This window comes from Streptomyces sp. NPDC098781 (genome assembly GCF_044759995.1).
Lineage (GTDB): Bacteria > Actinomycetota > Actinomycetes > Streptomycetales > Streptomycetaceae > Streptomyces.
In genome coordinates this window covers 436947-457122 of record NZ_JBIWAK010000006.1, presented here as the reverse complement: position 1 = coordinate 457122, position 20176 = coordinate 436947, and the positions used below count along the sequence as shown (strand labels likewise).

Here is a 20176-nt window from a genome sequence, read left to right as displayed (position 1 = left end):
GCCCGTGACCCGCGCATCCCTGGACAAGCAGCCGCACGAAGTCGCCTCGATGTTCGACAACGTGGCGGAACGGTACGACCTGACCAACGACGTGCTGTCGCTCGGCCAGGACCGCAGATGGCGCAAGGAGGTCGCGAAGGCAGTCGACGCCCGCCCGGCGCAGAAGGTCCTCGACCTGGCCGCCGGGACGGCCACCTCCTCGCTGCCCTTCGCGCAGACCGGTGCCTATGTCGTCCCGTGCGACTTCTCGCTCGGGATGCTCCAGGTCGGCAAGCGCAAGCACACCTGGCTGCCGTTCACGGCGGGCGACGCGACGCGGCTGCCGTTCAAGGACGACACCTTCGACGCCGTGACGATCTCCTTCGGGCTGCGCAACGTCCAGGACTTCGACTCCGCCCTGCGCGAGATGTACCGGGTGACGCGGCCCGGCGGACGGGTCGTGATCTGCGAGTTCTCGCACCCGACCTGGGCGCCCTTCCGCACCGTCTACACCGAGTACCTGATGCGCGCCCTGCCCCCGGTCGCGCGCTCGGTGTCCTCCAACCCCGACGCCTACGTCTATCTCGCCGAGTCCATCCGCGCCTGGCCCGACCAGCCGGCCCTCGCCGAGCGGCTGCGCAAGGCGGGCTGGTCGAAGGTGGCGTGGCGGAATCTGACGGGTGGGGTCGTGGCCCTGCACCGCGGGTTCAAGCAGAGCTGACCACGGGGTAGGGGTCGCCGGGCTCGTCGAGTTCGCGTTGCATCCCGCCCCCGGGCGGCCGCGGTACCCGAGGCTCGCGTACGCCTCCGCCGCCCTCGCCTTCGCCGAAGTCGAACCAGATGTAGACCATCGAGTCCCGCGGCACTTCGGCACCCGGCTGGGGATACTGACGTACGACGTAGTCGACGACGGTGAGGTGGAAGTCCGTCCGGTCCGGTGCGGTGAGGATCAGGCCGTGGGACTTGGCCGCCTCGCGCGCGTCCATGGCCATCAGTCCGACGAGTTTCGGTACCCGCACCTCGGGCGTTTTGGGTGTTATGCGCACAGATGTCACCCCCAGCGGTACTGGCAGAGTAACCGCACGGGGGTGGCGTCCGGAAGCTTCAAGTGCCTTTCTGCAACAGTTGATTACACAAGGTGAAGAATCCGGAATCAGGGCCTCCAGAATCGAGGCCTCCTGAATCGGGGCCTCCAGAATCGAGGCCTCGTGAATCGGGGCCTCCTGAATCGGCGCCCACGGATCGACCGTGAGAGGCCGACTCGGTCCTTCAGAGCCCCAGCCGGTAGCAGTGCCCCTTGTGCTGGGCGTCCGCCGTGGTGAACACCTCGGCCAGCTCCATCCCCAGCCGCCGCGTCACCGCGATCGACCGTGCGTTGCGGGCGTCGACCATCGCCACCACCTCCGGCACCCCGGCCGCCCGCACCCGCTCCAGCGTCATCCGCGCGGCCGCGGTGACATACCCCTGGCCCCAGAACTCCCGCCCGAGCCGCCAGCCGATCTCGATCTCGCCCCTGGGACCCCACTCCTGCTCCCACGGCTGGGCTCCGGTGAAGCCGATGACCCGCTCGTGCTCGTCGAGCATGGTCCACAGGCAGAACCCCCGCTCGGCGTCGTGCCGGCGCTGGCGGGCGGTGAGCTCCTCGTAGACGGAGAGCTCCGCGGACCTGCCGCCCTGGAACTCCATGACGTCCGGGTGGGCGAAGACCCGGTGCCAGGCGACCGCGTCCTCGTCGGTGGGCACACGCAGCCGTACTTCGGGGAGAGCTCGGTTCACAGGGCAGCCCTTCAGCCGGGTGATCAATTCTGCTGAATAGACTGCCCATGTCCAGTGCCGGTCGGCACGCAGATTTCGAACCTTGGGGAGATCCCGCCGTGACCGAGCCCCTCTCCGAAAACACCGCCGATGTGATCGTCGTCGGCGCGGGGCCAGCCGGCTCCACCACCGCGTACCACCTCGCCAAGGCCGGACTCGACGTACTGCTCCTGGAGAAGACCGAGTTCCCGCGCGAGAAGGTCTGCGGCGACGGACTCACCCCGCGGGCCACCAAACAGCTCGTGGCGATGGGCATCGACATCTCCGAGGAAGCCGGCTGGCTGCGCAACAAGGGCCTGCGGATCATCGGCGGAGGGGTGCGGCTCCAGCTGGACTGGCCGGATCTCGCCTCCTTCCCCGACTACGGCCTCGTCCGCAAGCGCGACGACTTCGACGAGCAACTCGCCCGTCAGGCCCAGAAGGCCGGCGCCCGGCTCTACGAGCGCTGCAACGTCGGCGCCCCGATCATCGACGACCGCACCGGCCGGATCACCGGCGTCCACGCCAAGCTCGGCGAGGAGAAGCGCGAGGTCACCTTCCACGCGCCGCTGGTCGTGGCCGCCGACGGCAACTCCACCCGCCTCTCCCTGGCGATGGGCCTGCACCGGCGCGAGGACCGCCCGATGGGCGTGGCCGTACGGACGTACTTCGAAAGCCCCCGCCACGAAGACGACTACCTGGAGTCCTGGCTGGAACTGTGGGACCGCCGCGGTCCCGAGGACCGGTTGCTGCCGGGCTACGGCTGGATCTTCGGCATGGGCGACGGCACCTCGAACGTCGGCCTGGGCGTGCTCAACACCTCCGACTCCTTCAAGGAGCTGGACTGGCGCGAGGTCCTGAAGGCCTGGTGCGCCTCGATGCCGGCCGACTGGGGCTACACGCCGGAGAACATGACCGGGCCCATCCGCGGCGCCGCCCTGCCCATGGCCTTCAACCGGCAGCCCCACTACACCAAGGGCCTGCTGCTGGTCGGCGACGCCGGCGGCCTGGTGAACCCCTTCAACGGCGAGGGCATCGCCTACGCCATGGAGTCCGGCCAGATCGCCGCCGACGTCATCGTCCAGGCCCACGCCCGCCCGACGCCCGCGAGCCGCGAGATGGCCCTCCAGCGCTACCCGCGCGTCCTGAAGGACACCTACGGCGGCTACTACACGCTGGGCCGCACCTTCGTGAAGCTGATCGGCAACCCGAAGGTCATGAAGATCGCCACCCAGCGCGGTCTGACCCACCCGCTCCTGATGAAGTTCACGCTGAAGCTGCTCGCGAACCTCACCGACCCCACCGGCGGCGACGCGATGGACCGCATCATCAACGGCCTCAGCAAGGTGGCCCCGAAGGCGTGAGCAGGCGCTTCGCCGCCTCGATGTTGGCGGCCCGGCGGGCGAGCACCTCGTCGCGCCGGTCCGCCATCTGCCGCACCGCCTCCTGGCGCTCCCGATCCGAGAGCCGGTCCAGATAGACGCGTCCGGCGCAGTGATCGGCCTCGTGCGCCAGACAACGGGCGAAGTACCCGGTGCCCTCGATCACGACCGGCTCACCGTCCTTGTCGAACCCGCGCACCACGGCCCGGTCCGGACGGGGTACGTCCATCACCGCTCCCGGCACCGACAGGCAGCCCTCGGAGTCGTCGAGGAGCCTGCGCTGCGAGGCCTCCAGCGGCTCCAGCACCGGATTGACGATGTGCCCGACGTGCCGGACCCCGTCGTCGTCCGGGCAGTCGTACACGAACAGCCGCAGGTCCACGCCGACTTGGTTCGCCGCGAGTCCGGCACCGTCGGCGATGTACATCGTCAGGAACATGTCGTCGATGAGCGCGGCGAGATCGGGTCCGAACTCGGTCACATCGCGGCACGGCTTGTGCAACACCGCCTCACCCGTCTCGGTGATCCTGCGCACCGACCCGCGCCGGGCCTCGGGCGCGAGCGGCGGATACGACTCGACGGGCCTGCCTTGGACAAACACGCTGGGCATGGCGGTTCTCTCCTTCTGTCGGTCTTTCGCAGCGGGTTGTGAGGATGCTGTGGCCGGGCCCGGACCGGGCTTCCTGCCTGCGCCGGCCCTCCCTACCCTCCGGGACTCATGACAACAGAACAGACGCGGGCGCCCCAGGAGCAGACAGGTCACACACGATCCGGCCACACCCGCAGACGCTTCCTGGCCGGCGCCGGGTCGGTGGCCGGAGCGCTCGCCTTATGGCCCGCGGGCAGCGCGCGTGCGGCGGCGGGCAAACGGGTGGCCGTCCTCGGCGGCGGGGTCTCCGGCCTGAGCGCCGCCCAGGAACTCGCCGAACGCGGCTACGCCGTCACCGTCTACGAGTACTACGACACCCTCGGCGGCAAGGCCCGCTCGATGCCCGTCCCGGGCACGGCGGCCGGCGGACGTGCCGACCTCCCCGCCGAGCACGGCTTCCGCTTCTTCCCCGGCTTCTACCGGAACCTCCCGGACACCATGCGCCGCATCCCCGTCCCCGGCAACGCGCACGGCGTCCACGACAACCTCGTCAGCGGCACCGAGGCCCTCTTCGCCCGCTCGGGCGACCGTCCCGATCTGCACTTCCCACTGCGCCGCGTCACCACTGCGCCCCGCCCCGGCGACCTCACCCTCGGCTGGATCCGCGACCAGCTCCTGTCGGTACTGGACCTCGGCACCCGCCTGCCCGCCCACGAGGTCGCCTACTTCGCCGACCGCCTCCTCGTCCACCTGACCAGCTGCGACGCCCGTCGCGAGGCACAGTGGGAGAACGTCGCCTGGTGGGACTTCATCCGCGCGGGGGAGATGAGCGCGGAGTACCAGACCCTCCTCGGCATCGGCCAGACCCGCAATCTCGTCGCCACGCGCGCGGAGGTGGCGTCGACCCGGACCGTCGGCCGCGTGATCATCGAGGCGCTGCTCCTGTGGGGCCTGCTCGGCCGCGGCATGGACGGCGACGCCGACATCGACCGGGTCCTCAATGCCCCCACGAGCGAGGCATGGATCGACCCCTGGGAGGCCCACCTGCGCTCCCTCGGCGTCGACTTCGTCCTCGGCACCCAGGTCCACGAGGTCCGCTACGACGGCGGCCGAGTGACCGGCGCCCGGGTCTCCGCCCGCGACGGCGGCGCGGAACGCACCGTCACCGCCGACCACTACGTCTGCGCGCTGCCGGTCGAGCACGCCCGCCCGACCTGGGGCCCGGGGCTGCGCGCGGCCGACCCGCAGCTCGCGCGCTGCGACGCCCTGAAGACCGACTGGATGACCGGCGTGATGTTCTATCTGCGCACGCCCACCCCGGTCGTGCACGGCCACATCAACTGCCTCGACTCACCCTGGTCGGTGACCGGCGTCGGCCAGGCGCAGTTCTGGGACGGCCGGGACTTCTCGCGCGACTACGGCGACGGACGCGCCCACGACTGTCTCTCCGCGATCATCTCCGAGTGGGACAAGCCGGGCATCCTGTACGGCAAGACGGCCAGGGAGTGCACCAAGGAGGAGGTCGTCGCCGAACTCTGGGCCCAACTGAAGGACGGCCTGAACGACTCCGGCAAGACCGTGCTCCGCGACGAGGACCGCCTGGGCTGGTTCATGGACCCGGCGGTGACGGGCCTCGGCGGCCCCGAGCCGCGGAACCGCGAGCAGCTCCTCGTCCACCCCACGGGAACGCTCCACAATCGCCCCACGGCCCGCACGACGGTCCCCAACTTCTTCCTCGCGGGCGACTACGTCCGCACGGACGTCGACCTGGCGACGATGGAGGGCGCGAACGAATCGGCGCGGCTTGCGGTCAACGCGCTTCTGGATGCGGACAATTCGGACGCCGAGCGCTGCCGGATCTGGGAGCTGTACCGGCCGCCGGAGCTGGAGCCGCTGAAGCGGGTCGACGAGGTGCGCCACCGGCTGGGCCTGCCCAACACCTTCGACCTCGGCTGAGCCGTGCCGGAATGGGCCGTGCCGGACTGAACCGTGCCGGGCCGAGGCGCACCGGGCCGGGCCGAGGCGCGCCCGGCCGAGACGTAAGGGCCGCTGCCCCCGAGCGGCTGCGGCCCTTACGGAGATGTCCCCGCGACTACAGGACGCGAACCGCGCCCGACGCCGGGTACCCGGACAGGTCCTGGATGACGACGCCCTTGGAGGGGTTGGCCGCGTCCAGGTACTGGCCGTTACCGATGTAGACGCCCACGTGGTACGCCGAGCCCTTGCCACCCCAGTAGAGGATGTCGCCGACCTGGATCTGCGAGAGCGGAATGTCGGTGCCGGCCATCGACTGGTCCTGCGAGACACGCGGCAGATCGACGCCGACCTGCTTGAACGCCGCCTGGACCAGGCTGGAGCAGTCCCACGCGTTGGGGCCGGTGGCGCCCATGACATACGCGTCGCCCACCTGGGCCTGGAGGAAGGCGATGACCGTGCCGACGCTGCCGCTGGCGGGAGCCGCCACATCGGTGCTCGTGGACGCGGAGGCGGACAGGGTGGCCCGCTCCGTGCTGCGGGAGGCGGCTTCCGCGGCGGCGGCCTTGCGGGCCTCCTCCGCCTTCTTCTTCGCCTCGGCCTTCTTCTTGGCCTCCGCGAGGTCCTTCTTGGCCTCCTTGGCAGCCGCGGCGGCGGCCGCGTCACGCTCGGCGTCGAGCTCGTAGTTCGCCGCCGCCAACTGGGTGGCGTCGGCGGACTGGGCGAGCTGGTCCGCCATGTCACCCGTCAGGGTGGGCAGTTCGATGGTCTGCGTAACCGGCTCGGCGGCGTTCGCCGTGGCCGCAGCACCTGCCGCTGCCATGCTGAGGACGCCACCGGCAACTCCGGCGCGCATCGCGATGGTCGTCGTCGCGGTGCGGCGGGGCTTCCGGTGGCTGCGTATGTGAGCGGTGTGGGACATGAGAACAACGGGTATCAGGGGCTCCTCCATACCTTCAAGAAACGTGTGCTGCGCCACAGTTGTTCAACGGAGCCCCAAAATTCCCGGCCCAGCGCCCCCTATTGACGCCGTAACGGACATTGCGGGCGTCATTCACCCTGCCCGTGATCACGGCCTTTCATCATTAAGTCCGAATTGCCCATCGCTTACCACTGGTTGGGACCGGTGGCCAAGCCCGGTTCTCATGGACCTCTCATCGATGTGGCGGAGGTCACGCAACGGTTACGGGTACGTGCGCGTCCCGTGCGTGGATTGCGACCGCCGTCGCTCGTGAATGCGTGCACGCGTCCACATCCGCTCGCGAGCCTCCCTCTGATGTGTGAACGGGTTCCTCTACCAAGACGTCCCGTCCAGCACCAATTTGCATGCAAGAGAACTCTCTTGATATTGAGACGACCCCTCCGAGCTGCGCCGACGAGCGAAAATGTCACCTCTGGTGATCACTCGGACGCTTCTCGTGTGAAGATCACCGCTCATCCACCTTCATGATCCTTCGTCAGGTGGTGGAGATCACAAAGCTTGTGTAATACCCCGTGTCGCAGATCACAGAGCGGCGGGCATAGGATGCGAGGCAGTTGGGCTTGTGACCTGCTTCACATGTTCTCGATCTTCGCCGGGACGAGCGGGGCTCGTGGGACTGGTGGGGCGGCTGTGAGCCCAGTGCAACCGCCAGCAGTCAGTGCCGACTGAGAGGAGCGAGGAGCGGTGAACGCGTATGCGCCCATCCTCGTACTGGGAGCCCTCGGGGCAGGCTTTGCGATCTTCTCCGTGGTCATGGCCACGCTGATCGGTCCGAAGCGGTACAACCGGGCCAAGCTCGAGGCCTACGAGTGCGGTATCGAGCCGACCCCCACGCCGGCCGGTGGCGGGCGCTTCCCGATCAAGTACTACCTGACGGCGATGCTCTTCATCATCTTCGATATCGAGATCGTCTTCCTCTACCCCTGGGCCGTCACCTTCGACGCCCTGGGGGTTTTCGGGCTCGTGGAGATGCTGCTCTTCGTGCTCACCGTCTTCGTCGCGTACGCGTACGTCTGGCGGCGCGGCGGCCTGGAATGGGACTGAGGGGCCTTTAAAGACATGGGACTCGAAGAAAAGCTGCCGAGCGGATTCCTGCTGACCACCGTCGAGCAGGCCGCGGGCTGGGTGCGCAAGTCGTCCGTCTTCCCGGCCACCTTCGGCCTCGCCTGCTGTGCCATCGAGATGATGACCACCGGCGCCGGCCGCTACGACCTGGCGCGCTTCGGCATGGAGGTCTTCCGCGGATCCCCGCGCCAGGCCGACCTGATGATCGTCGCCGGCCGGGTCAGTCAGAAGATGGCGCCGGTGCTCAGGCAGGTCTACGACCAGATGCCGAACCCCAAGTGGGTGATCTCCATGGGGGTCTGCGCCTCCTCGGGCGGCATGTTCAACAACTACGCGATCGTCCAGGGCGTCGACCACATCGTCCCGGTCGACATCTATCTCCCGGGCTGCCCGCCACGGCCCGAGATGCTGATGGACGCCATCCTCAAGCTGCACCAGAAGATCCAGACCTCCAAGCTCGGCGTGAACGCCGAGGAGGCGGCCCGCGAGGCAGAGGAAGCGGCGCTCAAGGCCCTGCCCACGATCGAGATGAAGGGGCTGCTGCGGTGAGCGACGCGAACGGCACCAACGGAGCGAACGGGGCGAACGGGTCCAACGGGGTCAACCCCGAGAAGGACCTCTCCGCCTCCAACCTCCCCGGCCAGCGCGGCCAGGGCGGTGAGGAGATCCGCGTCCAGCGCGGCATGTTCGGCGCCAACAACGGCGGCGACACCTCCGGCTACGGCGGCCTCGTCCGCTCGGTCCGCCTCCCGGGAGCGACGAGCCGCCCCTACGGCGGCTGGTTCGACGAGGTCGCCGACGAACTCGAGGGCGCGCTGGAGGAGCAGGGCCTGGTGCCCGAGAACGCCATCGAGAAGACGGTCGTCGACCGCGACGAGCTCACCTTCCACATCGAACGCGAGCACCTGGTCCGCGTCGCCCGCACCCTGCGCGACGACCCGGCCCTGCGCTTCGAGCTGTGCACCGGGGTGAGCGGCGTCCACTACCCCAGCGACAAGGGCCGCGAGCTGCACGCCGTCTACCACCTGCGCTCGATCACCCACAACCGGCTGATCCGCCTCGAAGTCAGCGCCCCCGACAGCGACCCGCACATCCCGTCGCTGTGCTCGGTCTATCCGACGAACGACTGGCACGAGCGCGAGACGTACGACTTCTACGGCATCGTCTTCGACGGTCACCCGGCGCTGACGCGGATCATGATGCCGGACGACTGGCAGGGACATCCGCAGCGCAAGGACTACCCCCTCGGCGGCATCCCCGTCGAGTACAAGGGCGCCCAGATCCCGGCTCCGGACCAGCGGAGGTCGTACTCGTGAGCACGCAGTCAGCATCCGCCCGCGAAACCACCGAGGGCACCGTATATACGGTCACCGGTGGCGACTGGGACGAGGTCGTCGAGTCCGCGGCCCGCGCCGACGACGAGCGCATCGTCGTCAACATGGGCCCCCAGCACCCCTCCACCCACGGAGTGCTGCGCCTGATCCTGGAGATCGAGGGCGAGACGGTCACCGAGGCCCGCTGCGGCATCGGCTACCTCCACACCGGCATCGAGAAGAACCTCGAGTACCGGACCTGGACGCAGGGCACCACGTTCGTGACGCGCATGGACTACCTGACGTCCTTCTTCAACGAGACCGCCTACTGTCTCGCCGTCGAGAAGCTCCTCGGTATCGAGGACCAGATCACCGAGCGCGCCAAGATCATCCGGGTGCTCCTGATGGAGCTGAACCGGCTCTCCTCCCACCTGGTGTGCATCGCCACCGGCGGCATGGAACTCGGCGCCACCACGATCATGATCTACGGATTCCGTGATCGTGAAATGATTCTCGACATCTACGAGCTCATCACGGGCCTCCGGATGAACCACGCGTACATCCGGCCCGGCGGCCTCGCACAGGACCTGCCGCCCGGCGCGGTGGACCACATCCGCGAGTTCGTGAAGAAGATGAAGAAGAACCTCCCGGAGTACGACAAGCTCGCCACCGGGAACCCCATCTTCAAGGCCCGTATGCAGGACGTCGGCTACCTCGACCTGGCCGGCTGCATGGCCCTCGGCGCGACGGGCCCGATCCTGCGCTCCACCGGTCTCCCGCACGACCTGCGCAAGACGCAGCCGTACTGCGACTACGAGACCTACGACTTCGAGGTCCCGACCGCCGACACCTGCGACTCCTACGGGCGCTTCCTGATCCGCCTGGAGGAGATGCGCCAGTCGCTCGGGATCGTCGAGCAGTGCCTGGACCGGCTCCAGCCCGGCCCGGTCATGGTCGCCGACAAGAAGATCGCCTGGCCCGCCCAGCTCGCCCTGGGACCCGACGGGCTCGGCAACTCCCTCGACCACATCAAGAAGATCATGGGCACCTCCATGGAGGCCCTGATCCACCACTTCAAGCTGGTCACCGAGGGCTTCCGCGTCCCGCCGGGACAGACGTACGCGGCCGTCGAGTCGCCCAAGGGCGAGCTCGGAGTGCATGCCGTGTCCGACGGCGGCACCCGCCCCTTCCGGGTCCACTTCCGCGACCCGTCCTTCACCAACCTTCAGGCGATGGCGGCGATGTGCGAGGGCGGCCAGGTCGCCGACGTCATCGTCGCCGTAGCGTCCATCGACCCCGTGATGGGAGGCGTCGACCGGTGACCACCTCTTCTTCCGAGCGGGGCGTCAGCCTGGGCATGCCCGAACTGCCCGCGCCCGGCTACCCGGACGACGTCCGAGCCCGGCTGGAGACCGACGCGCGCGAGCTCATCGCCCGCTACCCGGACTCCCGGTCCGCCCTCCTTCCGTTGCTGCACCTGGTGCAGGCGGAGGAGGGGCATGTCACGCGCACCGGAATGCAGTTCTGCGCGGACGTACTGGAGCTGACCACGGCCGAGGTCACCGCGGTCGCCACCTTCTACACCATGTACCGGCGCAAGCCGAGCGGTGACTACCAGGTGGGCGTCTGCACCAACACCCTCTGCGCGGTGATGGGCGGTGACGCGATCTTCGAGGAGCTCCAGGAGCACCTGGGCGTCGGCAACGGCGAGACCACCGGCGACGGCAAGGTCACCCTGGAGCACATCGAGTGCAACGCGGCCTGCGACTTCGCGCCCGTCGTGATGGTCAACTGGGAGTTCTTCGACAACCAGACCCCGGCGAGCGCCAAGCGCCTCGTCGACGACCTGCGCGAGGGCAGGCCCGTCGAGCCCACGCGCGGGGCGCGGCTGTGCACCTTCAAGGAGACCGCGCGGATCCTGGCCGGCTTCCCCGACGAGCGGCCCGGGGCCGTCGAGGAGAGCGGCAGTGCGGGACCGGCGTCGCTGGTGGGCCTCCGCCTGGCCAGGGGAGAGGCCGCACCCGCGCGCGTGGTCCATCCGCGCGACGGTGGCCCGCACGAGGAGCCGCAGGACAAGGCGGTGCACGAGCCGTCGCCGACCGACCACCTCAGTTCGCACGACGCGCCGCATGAGACGTCGGCATCCGACCCCGCCCACCCGGCAGGGCCTGTCGCCGAGGAGGGGGAGTGATGACGTTGGCACCCGAGCTGAAGGAAAACAGCCCCGAGAAGCTGCTCGCACCCGTGCTGTCGGCCTTCTGGGACGAGGACCGGTCCTGGTCGCTGGACGTCTACCGAAGGCACGAGGGGTACGAGGGACTTCGCAAGGCGCTCGCCATGTCGCCGGACGACCTGATCGCGTACGTCAAGGACTCCGGTCTGCGCGGGCGCGGCGGCGCGGGATTCCCGACGGGAATGAAATGGCAGTTCATTCCCCAGGGTGATGGAAAACCGCACTATCTAGTTGTCAACGCCGACGAATCGGAGCCCGGAACGTGCAAGGACATTCCGCTCCTCTTCGCGAACCCGCATAGCCTCATCGAGGGCATTGTCATCGCGTGTTATGCCATCAGGTCTTCGCATGCCTTCATCTATCTGCGTGGTGAAGTCGTCCCCGTTCTGCGGCGGTTGCACGAGGCCGTGCGCGAGGCCTATGCGGCCGGCTTCCTCGGCGAGAACATCCTCGGCAGCGGACTGGACCTCGAACTCACCGTGCACGCCGGCGCCGGCGCGTACATCTGTGGTGAGGAGACCGCGCTGCTCGACTCGCTCGAAGGCCGCCGTGGACAACCGCGGCTGCGTCCCCCCTTTCCTGCGGTGGCAGGTCTCTACGCCTGCCCGACTGTTGTGAACAACGTCGAGTCGATCGCGTCGGTTCCCGCGATTCTGCAGCGGGGCAAAGAATGGTTCCGGTCGATGGGCAGCGAGAAGTCCCCGGGCTTCACGCTCTACTCGCTCAGCGGCCATGTCGCCAGCCCCGGACAGTACGAGGCCCCGCTCGGCATCACACTCCGCCAGCTCCTTGAGATGAGCGGCGGTATGCGTCCCGGCCACCGCCTGAAGTTCTGGACGCCGGGCGGTTCCTCGACGCCGATGTTCACCGACGAGCACCTCGACGTCCCCCTCGACTACGAGGGGGTGGGCGCCGCCGGTTCCATGCTCGGCACCAAGGCCTTGCAGTGCTTCGACGAGACGACCTGCGTCGTGCGCGCCGTCACCCGCTGGACCGAGTTCTACGCCCACGAGTCCTGCGGCAAGTGCACCCCCTGCCGCGAAGGCACCTACTGGCTCGTGCAGTTGCTCCGCGACATCGAGGCCGGCAAGGGCGTGATGAGCGACCTCGACAAGCTGAACGACATCGCCGACAACATCAACGGCAAGTCCTTCTGCGCCCTCGGCGACGGCGCCGCCTCGCCGATCTTCTCCTCGCTGAAGTACTTCCGCGAGGAGTACGAGCAGCACATCACGGGCCGTGGCTGCCCCTTCGACCCGGCCAGGTCGACGGCCTGGGCCGACCACCGCACGGAGGTGAACGCATGACTGTGACCACCAGCGCTCCCTCCGGAGGGGGAGAGGCGGCGGTCCCGCCGGAAGATCTCGTGTCGCTCACGATCGACGGCGTCGAGATCAGCGTGCCCAAGGGCACCCTGGTCATCCGGGCCGCCGAGCAGCTCGGCATCGAGATCCCCCGCTTCTGCGACCACCCGCTCCTCGACCCGGCCGGCGCCTGCCGGCAGTGCATCGTCGAGGTCGAGGGTCAGCGCAAGCCGATGGCGTCCTGCACCATCACGTGCACGGACGGCATGGTCGTCAAGACGCAGCTGACCTCACCGGTGGCCGAGAAGGCACAGCACGGTGTGATGGAACTGCTCCTCATCAACCACCCGCTGGACTGCCCGGTCTGCGACAAGGGCGGCGAGTGCCCCCTTCAGAACCAGGCCATGTCGCACGGCCAGGCCGAGTCACGCTTCGAAGGCAAGAAGCGGACGTTCGAGAAGCCCGTCCCGATCTCCACCCAGGTTCTCCTCGACCGCGAACGGTGCGTGCTGTGCGCCCGCTGCACCCGCTTCTCCAACCAGGTCGCGGGCGACCCGATGATCGAGCTGCTGGAGCGGGGCGCGCTCCAGCAGGTCGGCACCGGCGAGGGCGACCCGTTCGAGTCGTACTTCTCCGGCAACACCATCCAGATCTGCCCGGTCGGCGCGCTCACCTCGGCGGCGTACCGGTTCCGCTCCCGCCCCTTCGACCTCGTCTCCTCGCCGTCGGTGTGCGAGCACTGCTCCAGCGGCTGCGCCACCCGCACCGATCACCGGCGCGGCAAGGTCATGCGGCGCCTCGCGGCCAACGACCCCGAGGTCAACGAGGAGTGGATCTGCGACAAGGGGCGGTTCGGCTTCCGCTACGCCCAGCAGCGCGACCGGCTCCAGACCCCGCTCGTGCGCAACGCCGAGGGCGACCTCGAACCGGCCTCCTGGCCGGAGGCGTTGCAGATCGCCGCGCAGGGGCTGCTCGCCTCACGCGGCCGCACCGGTGTGCTGACCGGCGGCCGGCTCACCGTCGAGGACGCCTACGCGTACAGCAAGTTCGCGCGCGTGGCGCTCGACACCAACGACATCGACTTCCGCGCGCGCGTGCACAGCGGCGAGGAGACCGACTTCCTCGCCGCCCGGGTCGCCGGTCACGGCCGCGACCTGGACGGTACGGGTGGCACGTACGCCGCCCTGGAGAAGGCGCCGGCCGTCCTGCTGGCCGGGTTCGAGGCAGAGGAGGAGGCGCCCGGCGTCTTCCTGCGGCTGCGCAAGGCCTGGCGCAAGCACGGTCAGAAGGTCTTCTCGCTCGCCACGCACGCCACCCGCGGCCTGGGGAAGGCCGGCGGCACCCTGCTGCCCGCCGCTCCGGGTACCGAGACCGAGTGGCTGGACGCCCTGGCCGGCGGGGTCGGCCTGGACGAGGCCGGCGCGCTGGCGTCCGAGGCGCTGCGCACCGAGGGCGCGATGATCGTCGTCGGCGAGCGGCTGGCCTCCGTGGCGGGCGGGCTCACCGCCGCCGTACGGGCCGCCACCGCGACCGGCGCCGAACTGGTCTGGATCCCGCGCCGGGCGGGGGAGCGCGGTGCCGTCGAGGTGGGCGCGCTGCCGTCGCTGCTGCCGGGTGGACGTCCCGCGACCGACCCGCGCGCGCGTGAGGAGGTCGCCGCCGTCTGGGGTCTGGCCGAACTGCCCCTGCGCTACGGCCGCGACACCGGCCAGATCATCGAGGCCGCCGCGACCGGCGAACTCCAGGCCCTGCTGGTCGCCGGCGTCGAGGTCGCCGACCTGCCCGACCCGGCACGCGCGCGTGAGGCGCTCGGCGAGGTCGGCTTCGTGGTGTCGCTGGAGCTGCGGCCCGGCGAGGTGACCGAGCTGGCCGATGTGGTGCTGCCGGTCGCCGCGGTCGCCGAGAAGGCCGGCACCTTCCTCAACTGGGAGGGCAGGGTGCGCTTCTTCGAGGCCGCGCTCAAGCCCGACCAGATGACCCGCCGCCTGGCGCCGACCGATGGCCGGGTGCTGCAAATGCTGGCCGACGCCATGGACGTACATCTGGGCCTGCCGGATCTGCGCACCACGCGCGCGGAGATCGACCGGCTCGGCGGCTGGGACGGACCGCGCGGTACCGAACCCTTCGAGAGCGCGGCCCAGTTGCCGCGGCCGGCCGCCGGTGAGGCCGTCCTCGCCGGGCACCGGCTGCTCCTCGACCAGGGCCTCCTCCAGGAGGGCGACGAGGCGCTCGCCGGGACCCGGCACGCCGCCCACGCGCGCGTGTCGGCCGCGACGGCAGCCGAGGCCGGGGTGAAGGACGGCGACCTGCTCGCCGTGACCGGGACCGCAGGGTCCGTGGAACTACCGCTTCAGATCACGGAGATGCCCGACCGCGTGGTGTGGCTCCCGCTGAACTCCGTGGGCCGTGGCGTCGCCTCCGACACCGGGGCGCTGCCCGGCGCACTCGTCCGCATCGGCCCGGCGACCCTCGGGTCCGAGGCCCCCGAGGAGGTGGAGGCATGAGCCCTTTCCTCGCCGCTGAAGACCTCTCGATGTTCGGCCGCGACCCCTGGTGGCTGGTCGTCATCAAGGCGGTGTTCTGCTTCGCCTTCCTGATGGTGACCGTGCTGTTCTCCATCGTCTGGGAGCGCAAGGTCGTCGCCTGGATGCAGCTGCGCATCGGGCCCAACCGGCACGGCCCCTGGGGCATGCTCCAGTCGCTCGCCGACGGCATCAAGCTGATGCTGAAGGAAGACGTCATCGTCAAACGCGCGGACAAGGTGGTCTACGTCCTCGCGCCGATCGTCGCGGCCATCCCGGCCTTCATGGCGATCGCGGTGATCCCCTTCGGCCCGGCCGGCAACGAGATCTCGATCTTCGGCCAGCGCACCACGATGCAGCTCACCGACCTGCCGATCGCGATGCTCTACATCCTCGCGGTGGCCTCGGTCGGCATCTACGGCATCGTGCTCGCGGGCTGGAGTTCCGGATCCACCTACCCGCTGCTCGGCGGCCTGCGCTCCTGTGCGCAGATGATCTCGTACGAGATCGCCATGGGCGCCGCCTTCGCGTCGGTGTTCCTCTACTCCGGGTCGATGTCGACCTCGGCGATCGTCGAGGCGCAGCAGGACCGCTGGTACATCGTGCTGCTGCCGGTGTCCTTCCTGATCTACATCGTGACGATGGTGGGCGAGACCAACCGCGCCCCCTTCGACATGCCGGAGTCCGAGGGCGACCTGGTCGGCGGCTTCAACACCGAGTACTCGTCGATCAAGTTCGCGATGTTCATGCTCGCCGAGTACGTGAACATGGTGACGGTCTCGGCCGTGTCGGTGACGCTCTTCCTGGGCGGCTGGCGGGCGCCGTATCCGATCAGCGCCTTCTGGGAGGGCGCCAACCACGGTTGGTGGCCGCTCCTCTGGTTCGTGATCAAGGTCCAGCTGTTGCTGTTCTTCTTCATCTGGCTGCGCGGCACCCTGCCCCGCGTCCGCTACGACCAGCTGATGAAACTCGGCTGGAAGGTCCTCATCCCGGTCTCCGTCGTCTGGCTGATGCTCGTCGCGACCGTGCGGACCCTGCGCAACGAGAACTACGACTTCGCCGACATCGCCCTCTACGTCGGCGGCGGCGTCCTCGCCCTGCTCCTGCTCTCCTTCATCGCCGACATGTTCCGCGAGAAGGCGAAGGGGGCCGAGCCGGCCGCCGAGGAACCGGCCGCGTTCGACGCGATGGCGGGCGGATTCCCCGTACCGCCGCTGCCGGGACAGGAGTTGCCGCCGGTGCCGCGACGCCGCTCGCACCGGGAGCGGGAGCTGATTGTCAGTGGTGGGCCCGATACTCAGAGTGACGGATCTCTGGATGGAAAGGAGGCGTCCGATGGCTGAGGAGCCCAAGGAGACCAAGCCCGGTTTCATGAACCCCGTCGCAGGCTTCGGCGTGACCTTCAAGGCCATGTTCAAGAAGCGGCTGACCGAGCAGTACCCGGAGCAGCAGAAGACCACCGCTCCCCGCTTCCACGGACGGCACCAGCTCAACCGCCATCCGGACGGCCTGGAGAAGTGCGTCGGCTGCGAGCTGTGCGCCTGGGCCTGCCCCGCCGACGCCATCTATGTGGAAGGCGCCGACAACACCGACGAGGAGCGCTATTCGCCGGGCGAGCGGTACGGGCGCGTGTACCAGATCAACTACGCCCGCTGCATCCTGTGCGGCCTGTGCATCGAGGCGTGCCCCACGCGCGCGCTGACGATGACCAACGAGTTCGAGCTGGCCGACTCCAGCCGAGCCAACCTCATCTACACCAAGGAACAGCTGCTCGCCGGTCTCGAGGACGGCATGGTCGACAGCCCCCACGCGATCTACCCGGGGACGGACGAGCAGGACTACTACCGGGGTCTCGTGACGGAGGCAGCGCCCGGCACGGAGCAGCAGGTCGCCCACTCCAAGGGCGAGGTCGTGCAGGAGGGCGACTCGACCTTCGGCGGGACCGAGCCGGCGTCGGGGAAGGTGATCGGCCGATGACCTCGCAGCTCGCCGCCTACTCCACCTCCACCGGAGAGGCCTTCCAGTTCTGGATCCTCGGCACTGTCGCCGTCATCGGCGCGCTGTGCACCGTCTTCATGAAGAAGGCCGTGCACAGCGCGCTCTGCCTGGCCGGCACCATGATCGTCCTGGCGGTGTTCTACCTCGCCAACGGCGCCTACTTCCTGGGGATCGTGCAGATCGTCGTCTACACCGGCGCGATCATGATGCTGTTCCTGTTCGTGGTGATGCTCGTCGGTGTCACGGCCGCGGACTCCCTGAAGGAGACCATCAAGGGCCAGCGCTGGCTGGCCCTTCTCTGTGGCCTCGGCTTCGGCATCCTGCTGATCGGGGGGATCGGCAACGCCTCCCTGACGGAGTTCGACGGCCTCGCCCGGGCGAACGCGAACGGCAATGTGGAGGGCCTCGCCGCCCTCATCTTCACCAAGTACGTCTTCGCCTTCGAGATCACCGGCGCCCTGCTGATCACGGCCGCGATCGGCGCCATGGTGCTCACGCACCGCGAGCGCACCGAGCGGGCCAAGACCCAGCGCGAGATGTCCGAGGAGCGCATCAGGGAAGGCAAGTACATCCCGCCGCTGCCGGCCCCCGGCGTGTACGCCCGGCACAACGCCGTGGACATCGCGGGCCTGCTGCCCGACGGCACCCCGTCCGACCTCACGGTCAGCAAGACGCTGCGCGAGCGCGGCCAGATCCGTGACGTGTCCACCGAGGCGCTCAACGACCTGCGGGCGCTGGAACAGCGCGCGGAGGACCGGCTGGAGCGGACCGCGATCGAGCCGTCGACCTTCAAGCGACCGGAGGAGGCGTCGAAGTGAACCCGGTCAACTACATCTATCTCGCGGCCCTGTTGTTCACGATCGGTGCCACCGGCGTGCTGATCAGGCGCAACGCGATCGTCGTCTTCATGTGCATCGAGCTGATGCTCAACGCCTGCAATCTCACGCTGGTCGCGTTCTCCCGGATGCACGGCAATCTCGACGGCCAGATCATCGCCTTCTTCACGATGGTCGTCGCCGCCGCGGAGGTCGTCGTCGGGCTCGCGATCATCGTGTCCCTGTTCCGTTCCCGCCATTCGGCCTCGGTCGACGACGCCAGCCTGATGAAGCTCTGAGGGGTCGGAAAACGTGGAGAACCTGATTGCGCTGCTGATCGCGGCGCCCTTGCTCGGAGCGGCCCTGCTGCTGTGCGGCGGCCGTCGGCTGGACGCCGCCGGTCAGTGGATCGGCACGCTCCTGTCCTCCGTGTCCTTCGTGTTCGGCGTGATCCTCTTCGCCGATCTGTTGGGCAAGGACGCCGAACACCGGACCCTCACCCAGCACCTGTTCAGCTGGATCCAGGTCGAGGGCTTCCAGGCGGACGTCGCCTTCCGCCTGGACCAGCTGTCGATGACGTTCGTGCTGCTGATCACCGGTGTCGGCTCACTGATCCACCTGTACTCGGTCGGGTACATGGAGCACGACGAGCGGCGCCGCCGCTTCTTCGGCTATCTGAACCTGTTCCTCGCGGCGATGCTGCTGCTCGTCCTCGCCGACAACTACCTGCTGCTGTACGTCGGCTGGGAGGGCGTCGGTCTCGCGTCCTACCTGCTCATCGGCTTCTGGCAGCACAAGCCCAGCGCCGCCACGGCCGCGAAGAAGGCCTTTCTGGTCAACCGCGTCGGCGACATGGGCCTGTCGATCGCGATCATGCTGATGTTCTTCTGGTTCGGCACCTTCGCCTTCGGGCCGTTGCTCGGCGGCGAGGGGGAGCCCGGCCTGGTCGGCGACGCGAGCGAGGGCAAGCTCACCGCGATCGGCCTGATGCTGCTGCTCGCCGCCTGCGGCAAGTCCGCCCAGGTGCCGCTTCAGTCCTGGCTCGGGGACGCGATGGAGGGCCCGACTCCGGTCTCGGCCCTCATCCACGCCGCGACGATGGTGACCGCGGGCGTCTACCTGATCGTCCGCTCCGGCGCGATCTTCAACGCGGCGCCCGACGCCCAGTTGGTCGTCACGATCGTCGGTGCCGTCACGCTCCTCTTCGGTGCGATCGTCGGTTGCGCGAAGGACGACATCAAGAAGGCGCTGGCCGGCTCGACCATGTCGCAGATCGGCTACATGGTCCTCGCGGCGGGCCTCGGCCCCATCGGCTACGTCTTCGCGATCATGCACCTGGTGACGCACGGCTTCTTCAAGGCCGGGCTGTTCCTCGGCGCCGGCTCGGTCATGCACGGCATGAACGACGAGGTCGACATGCGCAAGTACGGCGGCCTGCGCAAGTACATGCCGATCACCTTCGTGACGTTCGGCCTCGGCTACCTCGCGATCATCGGCTTCCCGGGCCTGTCCGGCTTCTTCTCCAAGGACAAGATCATCGAGGCGGCGTTCGCCAAGGGCGGCACCGAAGGCTGGATCCTCGGCGGCTGCGCGCTGCTGGGCGCGGCCATCACCGCGTTCTACATGACGCGCGTGATGCTGATGACGTTCTTCGGCGAGAAGCGCTGGCAGCCGGATGAGCAGGGCAACGAACCGCACCCGCACGAGTCGCCCAAGGTCATGACGATCCCCATGATCGTGCTGGCCGTCGGCTCGGTGGCCGCCGGTGGGTTCTTCAGCATCGGTGACCGCTTCATCCATTGGCTGGAGCCCATCACCGGGCACGACCACGGGGACGCGCCGCTCAGCGCGGGAGCGATCACCGGCGCCACGGTCGCGTGCATGGTCATCGGCGTCGCCATCGCCTACGGCCAGTACGGCCGCCGCCCGGTCCCGGCCGTCGCCCCGCGCGGGTCGGTGCTCACCCGGGCCGCCCGGCGCGACCTGTACCAGGACGACTTCAACCACGTCGTCCTCGTCCGCGGCGGCGAGCACCTCACACGCTCCCTGGTGTACGTCGACCACACCCTGGTCGACGGTGTCGTCAACGGCACGGCGGCCTCGGTCGGCGGCCTGTCCGGACGGATGCGCAGGCTTCAGAACGGCTTCGCGCGGTCGTACGCGGTCTCGATGTTCGGCGGTGTGGCGATCCTCATCGCCGCGACCCTGCTGATGAGGGCGGTCTGA

The 20176-nt window shown here is 68.9% G+C and carries 19 protein-coding genes; 15 read left to right on the top strand and 4 right to left on the bottom strand.

From position 1 onward, the window contains the following. Positions 1-4 precede the first annotated feature (4 nt). The gene (locus ACIQWG_RS26515; RefSeq protein ID WP_404100185.1) at positions 5-700 is read left to right on the top strand and encodes a demethylmenaquinone methyltransferase; all 696 of its coding nucleotides are present in this window, start codon (positions 5-7) and stop codon (positions 698-700) included. Here the strand turns inward: ACIQWG_RS26515 and ACIQWG_RS26510 are convergent. Next, positions 687-998: a PASTA domain-containing protein gene (locus ACIQWG_RS26510; protein WP_404100183.1), complete on the bottom strand. Its 312-nt coding sequence runs from the start codon at positions 996-998 to the stop codon at positions 687-689. The two genes, ACIQWG_RS26515 and ACIQWG_RS26510, sit on opposite strands and share 14 nt — an antisense overlap. Positions 999-1248: 250 nt before the next feature. Next, complete coding sequence (locus ACIQWG_RS26505) at positions 1249-1782, bottom strand: GNAT family N-acetyltransferase (protein WP_404100181.1); 534 nt, start codon at positions 1780-1782, stop codon at positions 1249-1251. Positions 1783-1802: 20 nt separating this feature from the next. Between ACIQWG_RS26505 and ACIQWG_RS26500 the strand changes: the two genes are divergently transcribed. Then, the gene (locus ACIQWG_RS26500; protein WP_404100179.1) at positions 1803-3137 is read left to right on the top strand and encodes a geranylgeranyl reductase family protein; all 1335 of its coding nucleotides are present in this window, start codon (positions 1803-1805) and stop codon (positions 3135-3137) included. Here the strand turns inward: ACIQWG_RS26500 and def are convergent. Then, a complete protein-coding gene (gene def, locus ACIQWG_RS26495; RefSeq protein WP_404100177.1) occupies positions 3112-3765 on the bottom strand; it encodes a peptide deformylase in 654 nt (217 codons plus the stop codon). The two genes, ACIQWG_RS26500 and def, sit on opposite strands and share 26 nt — an antisense overlap. Before the next feature lie 108 nt (positions 3766-3873). Here def and ACIQWG_RS26490 point away from each other — a divergent pair, with 108 nt between their 5' ends. Next, entirely contained in the window at positions 3874-5700 is a 1827-nt protein-coding gene (locus tag ACIQWG_RS26490; protein WP_404100175.1) for an FAD-dependent oxidoreductase, read from the top strand. A 136-nt stretch (positions 5701-5836) separates the two neighbouring features. Here ACIQWG_RS26490 and ACIQWG_RS26485 read toward each other — a convergent pair whose 3' ends face one another. Then, entirely contained in the window at positions 5837-6670 is an 834-nt protein-coding gene (locus ACIQWG_RS26485; protein WP_404100173.1) for a C40 family peptidase, read from the bottom strand. 714 nt (positions 6671-7384) lie between these two features. Here ACIQWG_RS26485 and ACIQWG_RS26480 point away from each other — a divergent pair. The 12 genes from ACIQWG_RS26480 to nuoL are packed head-to-tail and all read left to right on the top strand — an operon-like array spanning position 7385 to position 20176. Continuing rightward, positions 7385-7744 carry an NADH-quinone oxidoreductase subunit A gene (locus ACIQWG_RS26480; protein WP_033319564.1) on the top strand — a complete coding sequence of 120 codons (360 nt, stop codon included), beginning with the start codon at positions 7385-7387 and terminating at the stop codon, positions 7742-7744. 15 nt (positions 7745-7759) lie between these two features. Then, the gene (locus ACIQWG_RS26475; RefSeq protein WP_010041554.1) at positions 7760-8314 is read left to right on the top strand and encodes an NADH-quinone oxidoreductase subunit B family protein; all 555 of its coding nucleotides are present in this window, start codon (positions 7760-7762) and stop codon (positions 8312-8314) included. Next, positions 8311-9081, top strand: coding sequence for an NADH-quinone oxidoreductase subunit C (locus ACIQWG_RS26470; RefSeq protein ID WP_404100171.1), 771 nt, complete (start codon positions 8311-8313; stop codon positions 9079-9081). The genes ACIQWG_RS26475 and ACIQWG_RS26470 overlap by 4 nt, the downstream gene beginning before the upstream one ends. After that, a complete protein-coding gene (locus ACIQWG_RS26465) occupies positions 9078-10400 on the top strand; it encodes an NADH-quinone oxidoreductase subunit D (protein ID WP_404100170.1) in 1323 nt (440 codons plus the stop codon). The genes ACIQWG_RS26470 and ACIQWG_RS26465 overlap by 4 nt, the downstream gene beginning before the upstream one ends. Continuing rightward, complete coding sequence (gene nuoE / locus ACIQWG_RS26460; protein WP_404100168.1) at positions 10397-11269, top strand: NADH-quinone oxidoreductase subunit NuoE; 873 nt, start codon at positions 10397-10399, stop codon at positions 11267-11269. The genes ACIQWG_RS26465 and nuoE overlap by 4 nt, the downstream gene beginning before the upstream one ends. Further along, the gene (nuoF, locus tag ACIQWG_RS26455) at positions 11269-12618 is read left to right on the top strand and encodes an NADH-quinone oxidoreductase subunit NuoF (protein WP_404100167.1); all 1350 of its coding nucleotides are present in this window, start codon (positions 11269-11271) and stop codon (positions 12616-12618) included. Before nuoE ends, nuoF begins: the two co-directional genes overlap by 1 nt. Beyond that, positions 12615-15119, top strand: coding sequence for an NADH-quinone oxidoreductase subunit G (locus ACIQWG_RS26450; RefSeq protein WP_404100165.1), 2505 nt, complete (start codon positions 12615-12617; stop codon positions 15117-15119). The genes nuoF and ACIQWG_RS26450 overlap by 4 nt, the downstream gene beginning before the upstream one ends. Next, complete coding sequence (gene nuoH / locus ACIQWG_RS26445) at positions 15116-16480, top strand: NADH-quinone oxidoreductase subunit NuoH (RefSeq protein WP_404100164.1); 1365 nt, start codon at positions 15116-15118, stop codon at positions 16478-16480. Before ACIQWG_RS26450 ends, nuoH begins: the two co-directional genes overlap by 4 nt. Then, positions 16473-17114 carry an NADH-quinone oxidoreductase subunit NuoI gene (nuoI, locus tag ACIQWG_RS26440; protein ID WP_404100163.1) on the top strand — a complete coding sequence of 214 codons (642 nt, stop codon included), beginning with the start codon at positions 16473-16475 and terminating at the stop codon, positions 17112-17114. The genes nuoH and nuoI overlap by 8 nt, the downstream gene beginning before the upstream one ends. Next, positions 17111-17953 (top strand): NADH-quinone oxidoreductase subunit J, encoded by an 843-nt coding sequence (locus ACIQWG_RS26435; RefSeq protein ID WP_404100161.1) that lies wholly within the window; start codon positions 17111-17113, stop codon positions 17951-17953. Before nuoI ends, ACIQWG_RS26435 begins: the two co-directional genes overlap by 4 nt. Further along, positions 17950-18249, top strand: a complete 300-nt coding sequence (gene nuoK / locus ACIQWG_RS26430; RefSeq protein ID WP_107904232.1) for an NADH-quinone oxidoreductase subunit NuoK — start codon at positions 17950-17952, stop codon at positions 18247-18249. The genes ACIQWG_RS26435 and nuoK overlap by 4 nt, the downstream gene beginning before the upstream one ends. A 13-nt stretch (positions 18250-18262) precedes the next feature. Then, positions 18263-20176: an NADH-quinone oxidoreductase subunit L gene (gene nuoL / locus ACIQWG_RS26425; protein WP_404100159.1), complete on the top strand. Its 1914-nt coding sequence runs from the start codon at positions 18263-18265 to the stop codon at positions 20174-20176.

Excerpts from the sequence above, each read along its gene's own strand:
- ACIQWG_RS26490 (WP_404100175.1), top strand. The coding sequence starts at position 3,874 with ATGACAACAGAACAGACGCGGGCGCCCCAGGAGCAGACAGGTCACACA.
- ACIQWG_RS26450 (WP_404100165.1), top strand. The coding sequence starts at position 12,615 with ATGACTGTGACCACCAGCGCTCCCTCCGGAGGGGGAGAGGCGGCGGTC.
- def (WP_404100177.1), bottom strand. The coding sequence starts at position 3,765 with ATGCCCAGCGTGTTTGTCCAAGGCAGGCCCGTCGAGTCGTATCCGCCG.
- nuoH (WP_404100164.1), top strand. The coding sequence starts at position 15,116 with ATGAGCCCTTTCCTCGCCGCTGAAGACCTCTCGATGTTCGGCCGCGAC.
- nuoI (WP_404100163.1), top strand. The coding sequence starts at position 16,473 with ATGGCTGAGGAGCCCAAGGAGACCAAGCCCGGTTTCATGAACCCCGTC.
- nuoF (WP_404100167.1), top strand. The coding sequence starts at position 11,269 with ATGACGTTGGCACCCGAGCTGAAGGAAAACAGCCCCGAGAAGCTGCTC.
- ACIQWG_RS26485 (WP_404100173.1), bottom strand. The coding sequence starts at position 6,670 with ATGGAGGAGCCCCTGATACCCGTTGTTCTCATGTCCCACACCGCTCAC.
- ACIQWG_RS26475 (WP_010041554.1), top strand. The coding sequence starts at position 7,760 with ATGGGACTCGAAGAAAAGCTGCCGAGCGGATTCCTGCTGACCACCGTC.
- ACIQWG_RS26500 (WP_404100179.1), top strand. The coding sequence starts at position 1,803 with ATGTCCAGTGCCGGTCGGCACGCAGATTTCGAACCTTGGGGAGATCCC.
- ACIQWG_RS26435 (WP_404100161.1), top strand. The coding sequence starts at position 17,111 with ATGACCTCGCAGCTCGCCGCCTACTCCACCTCCACCGGAGAGGCCTTC.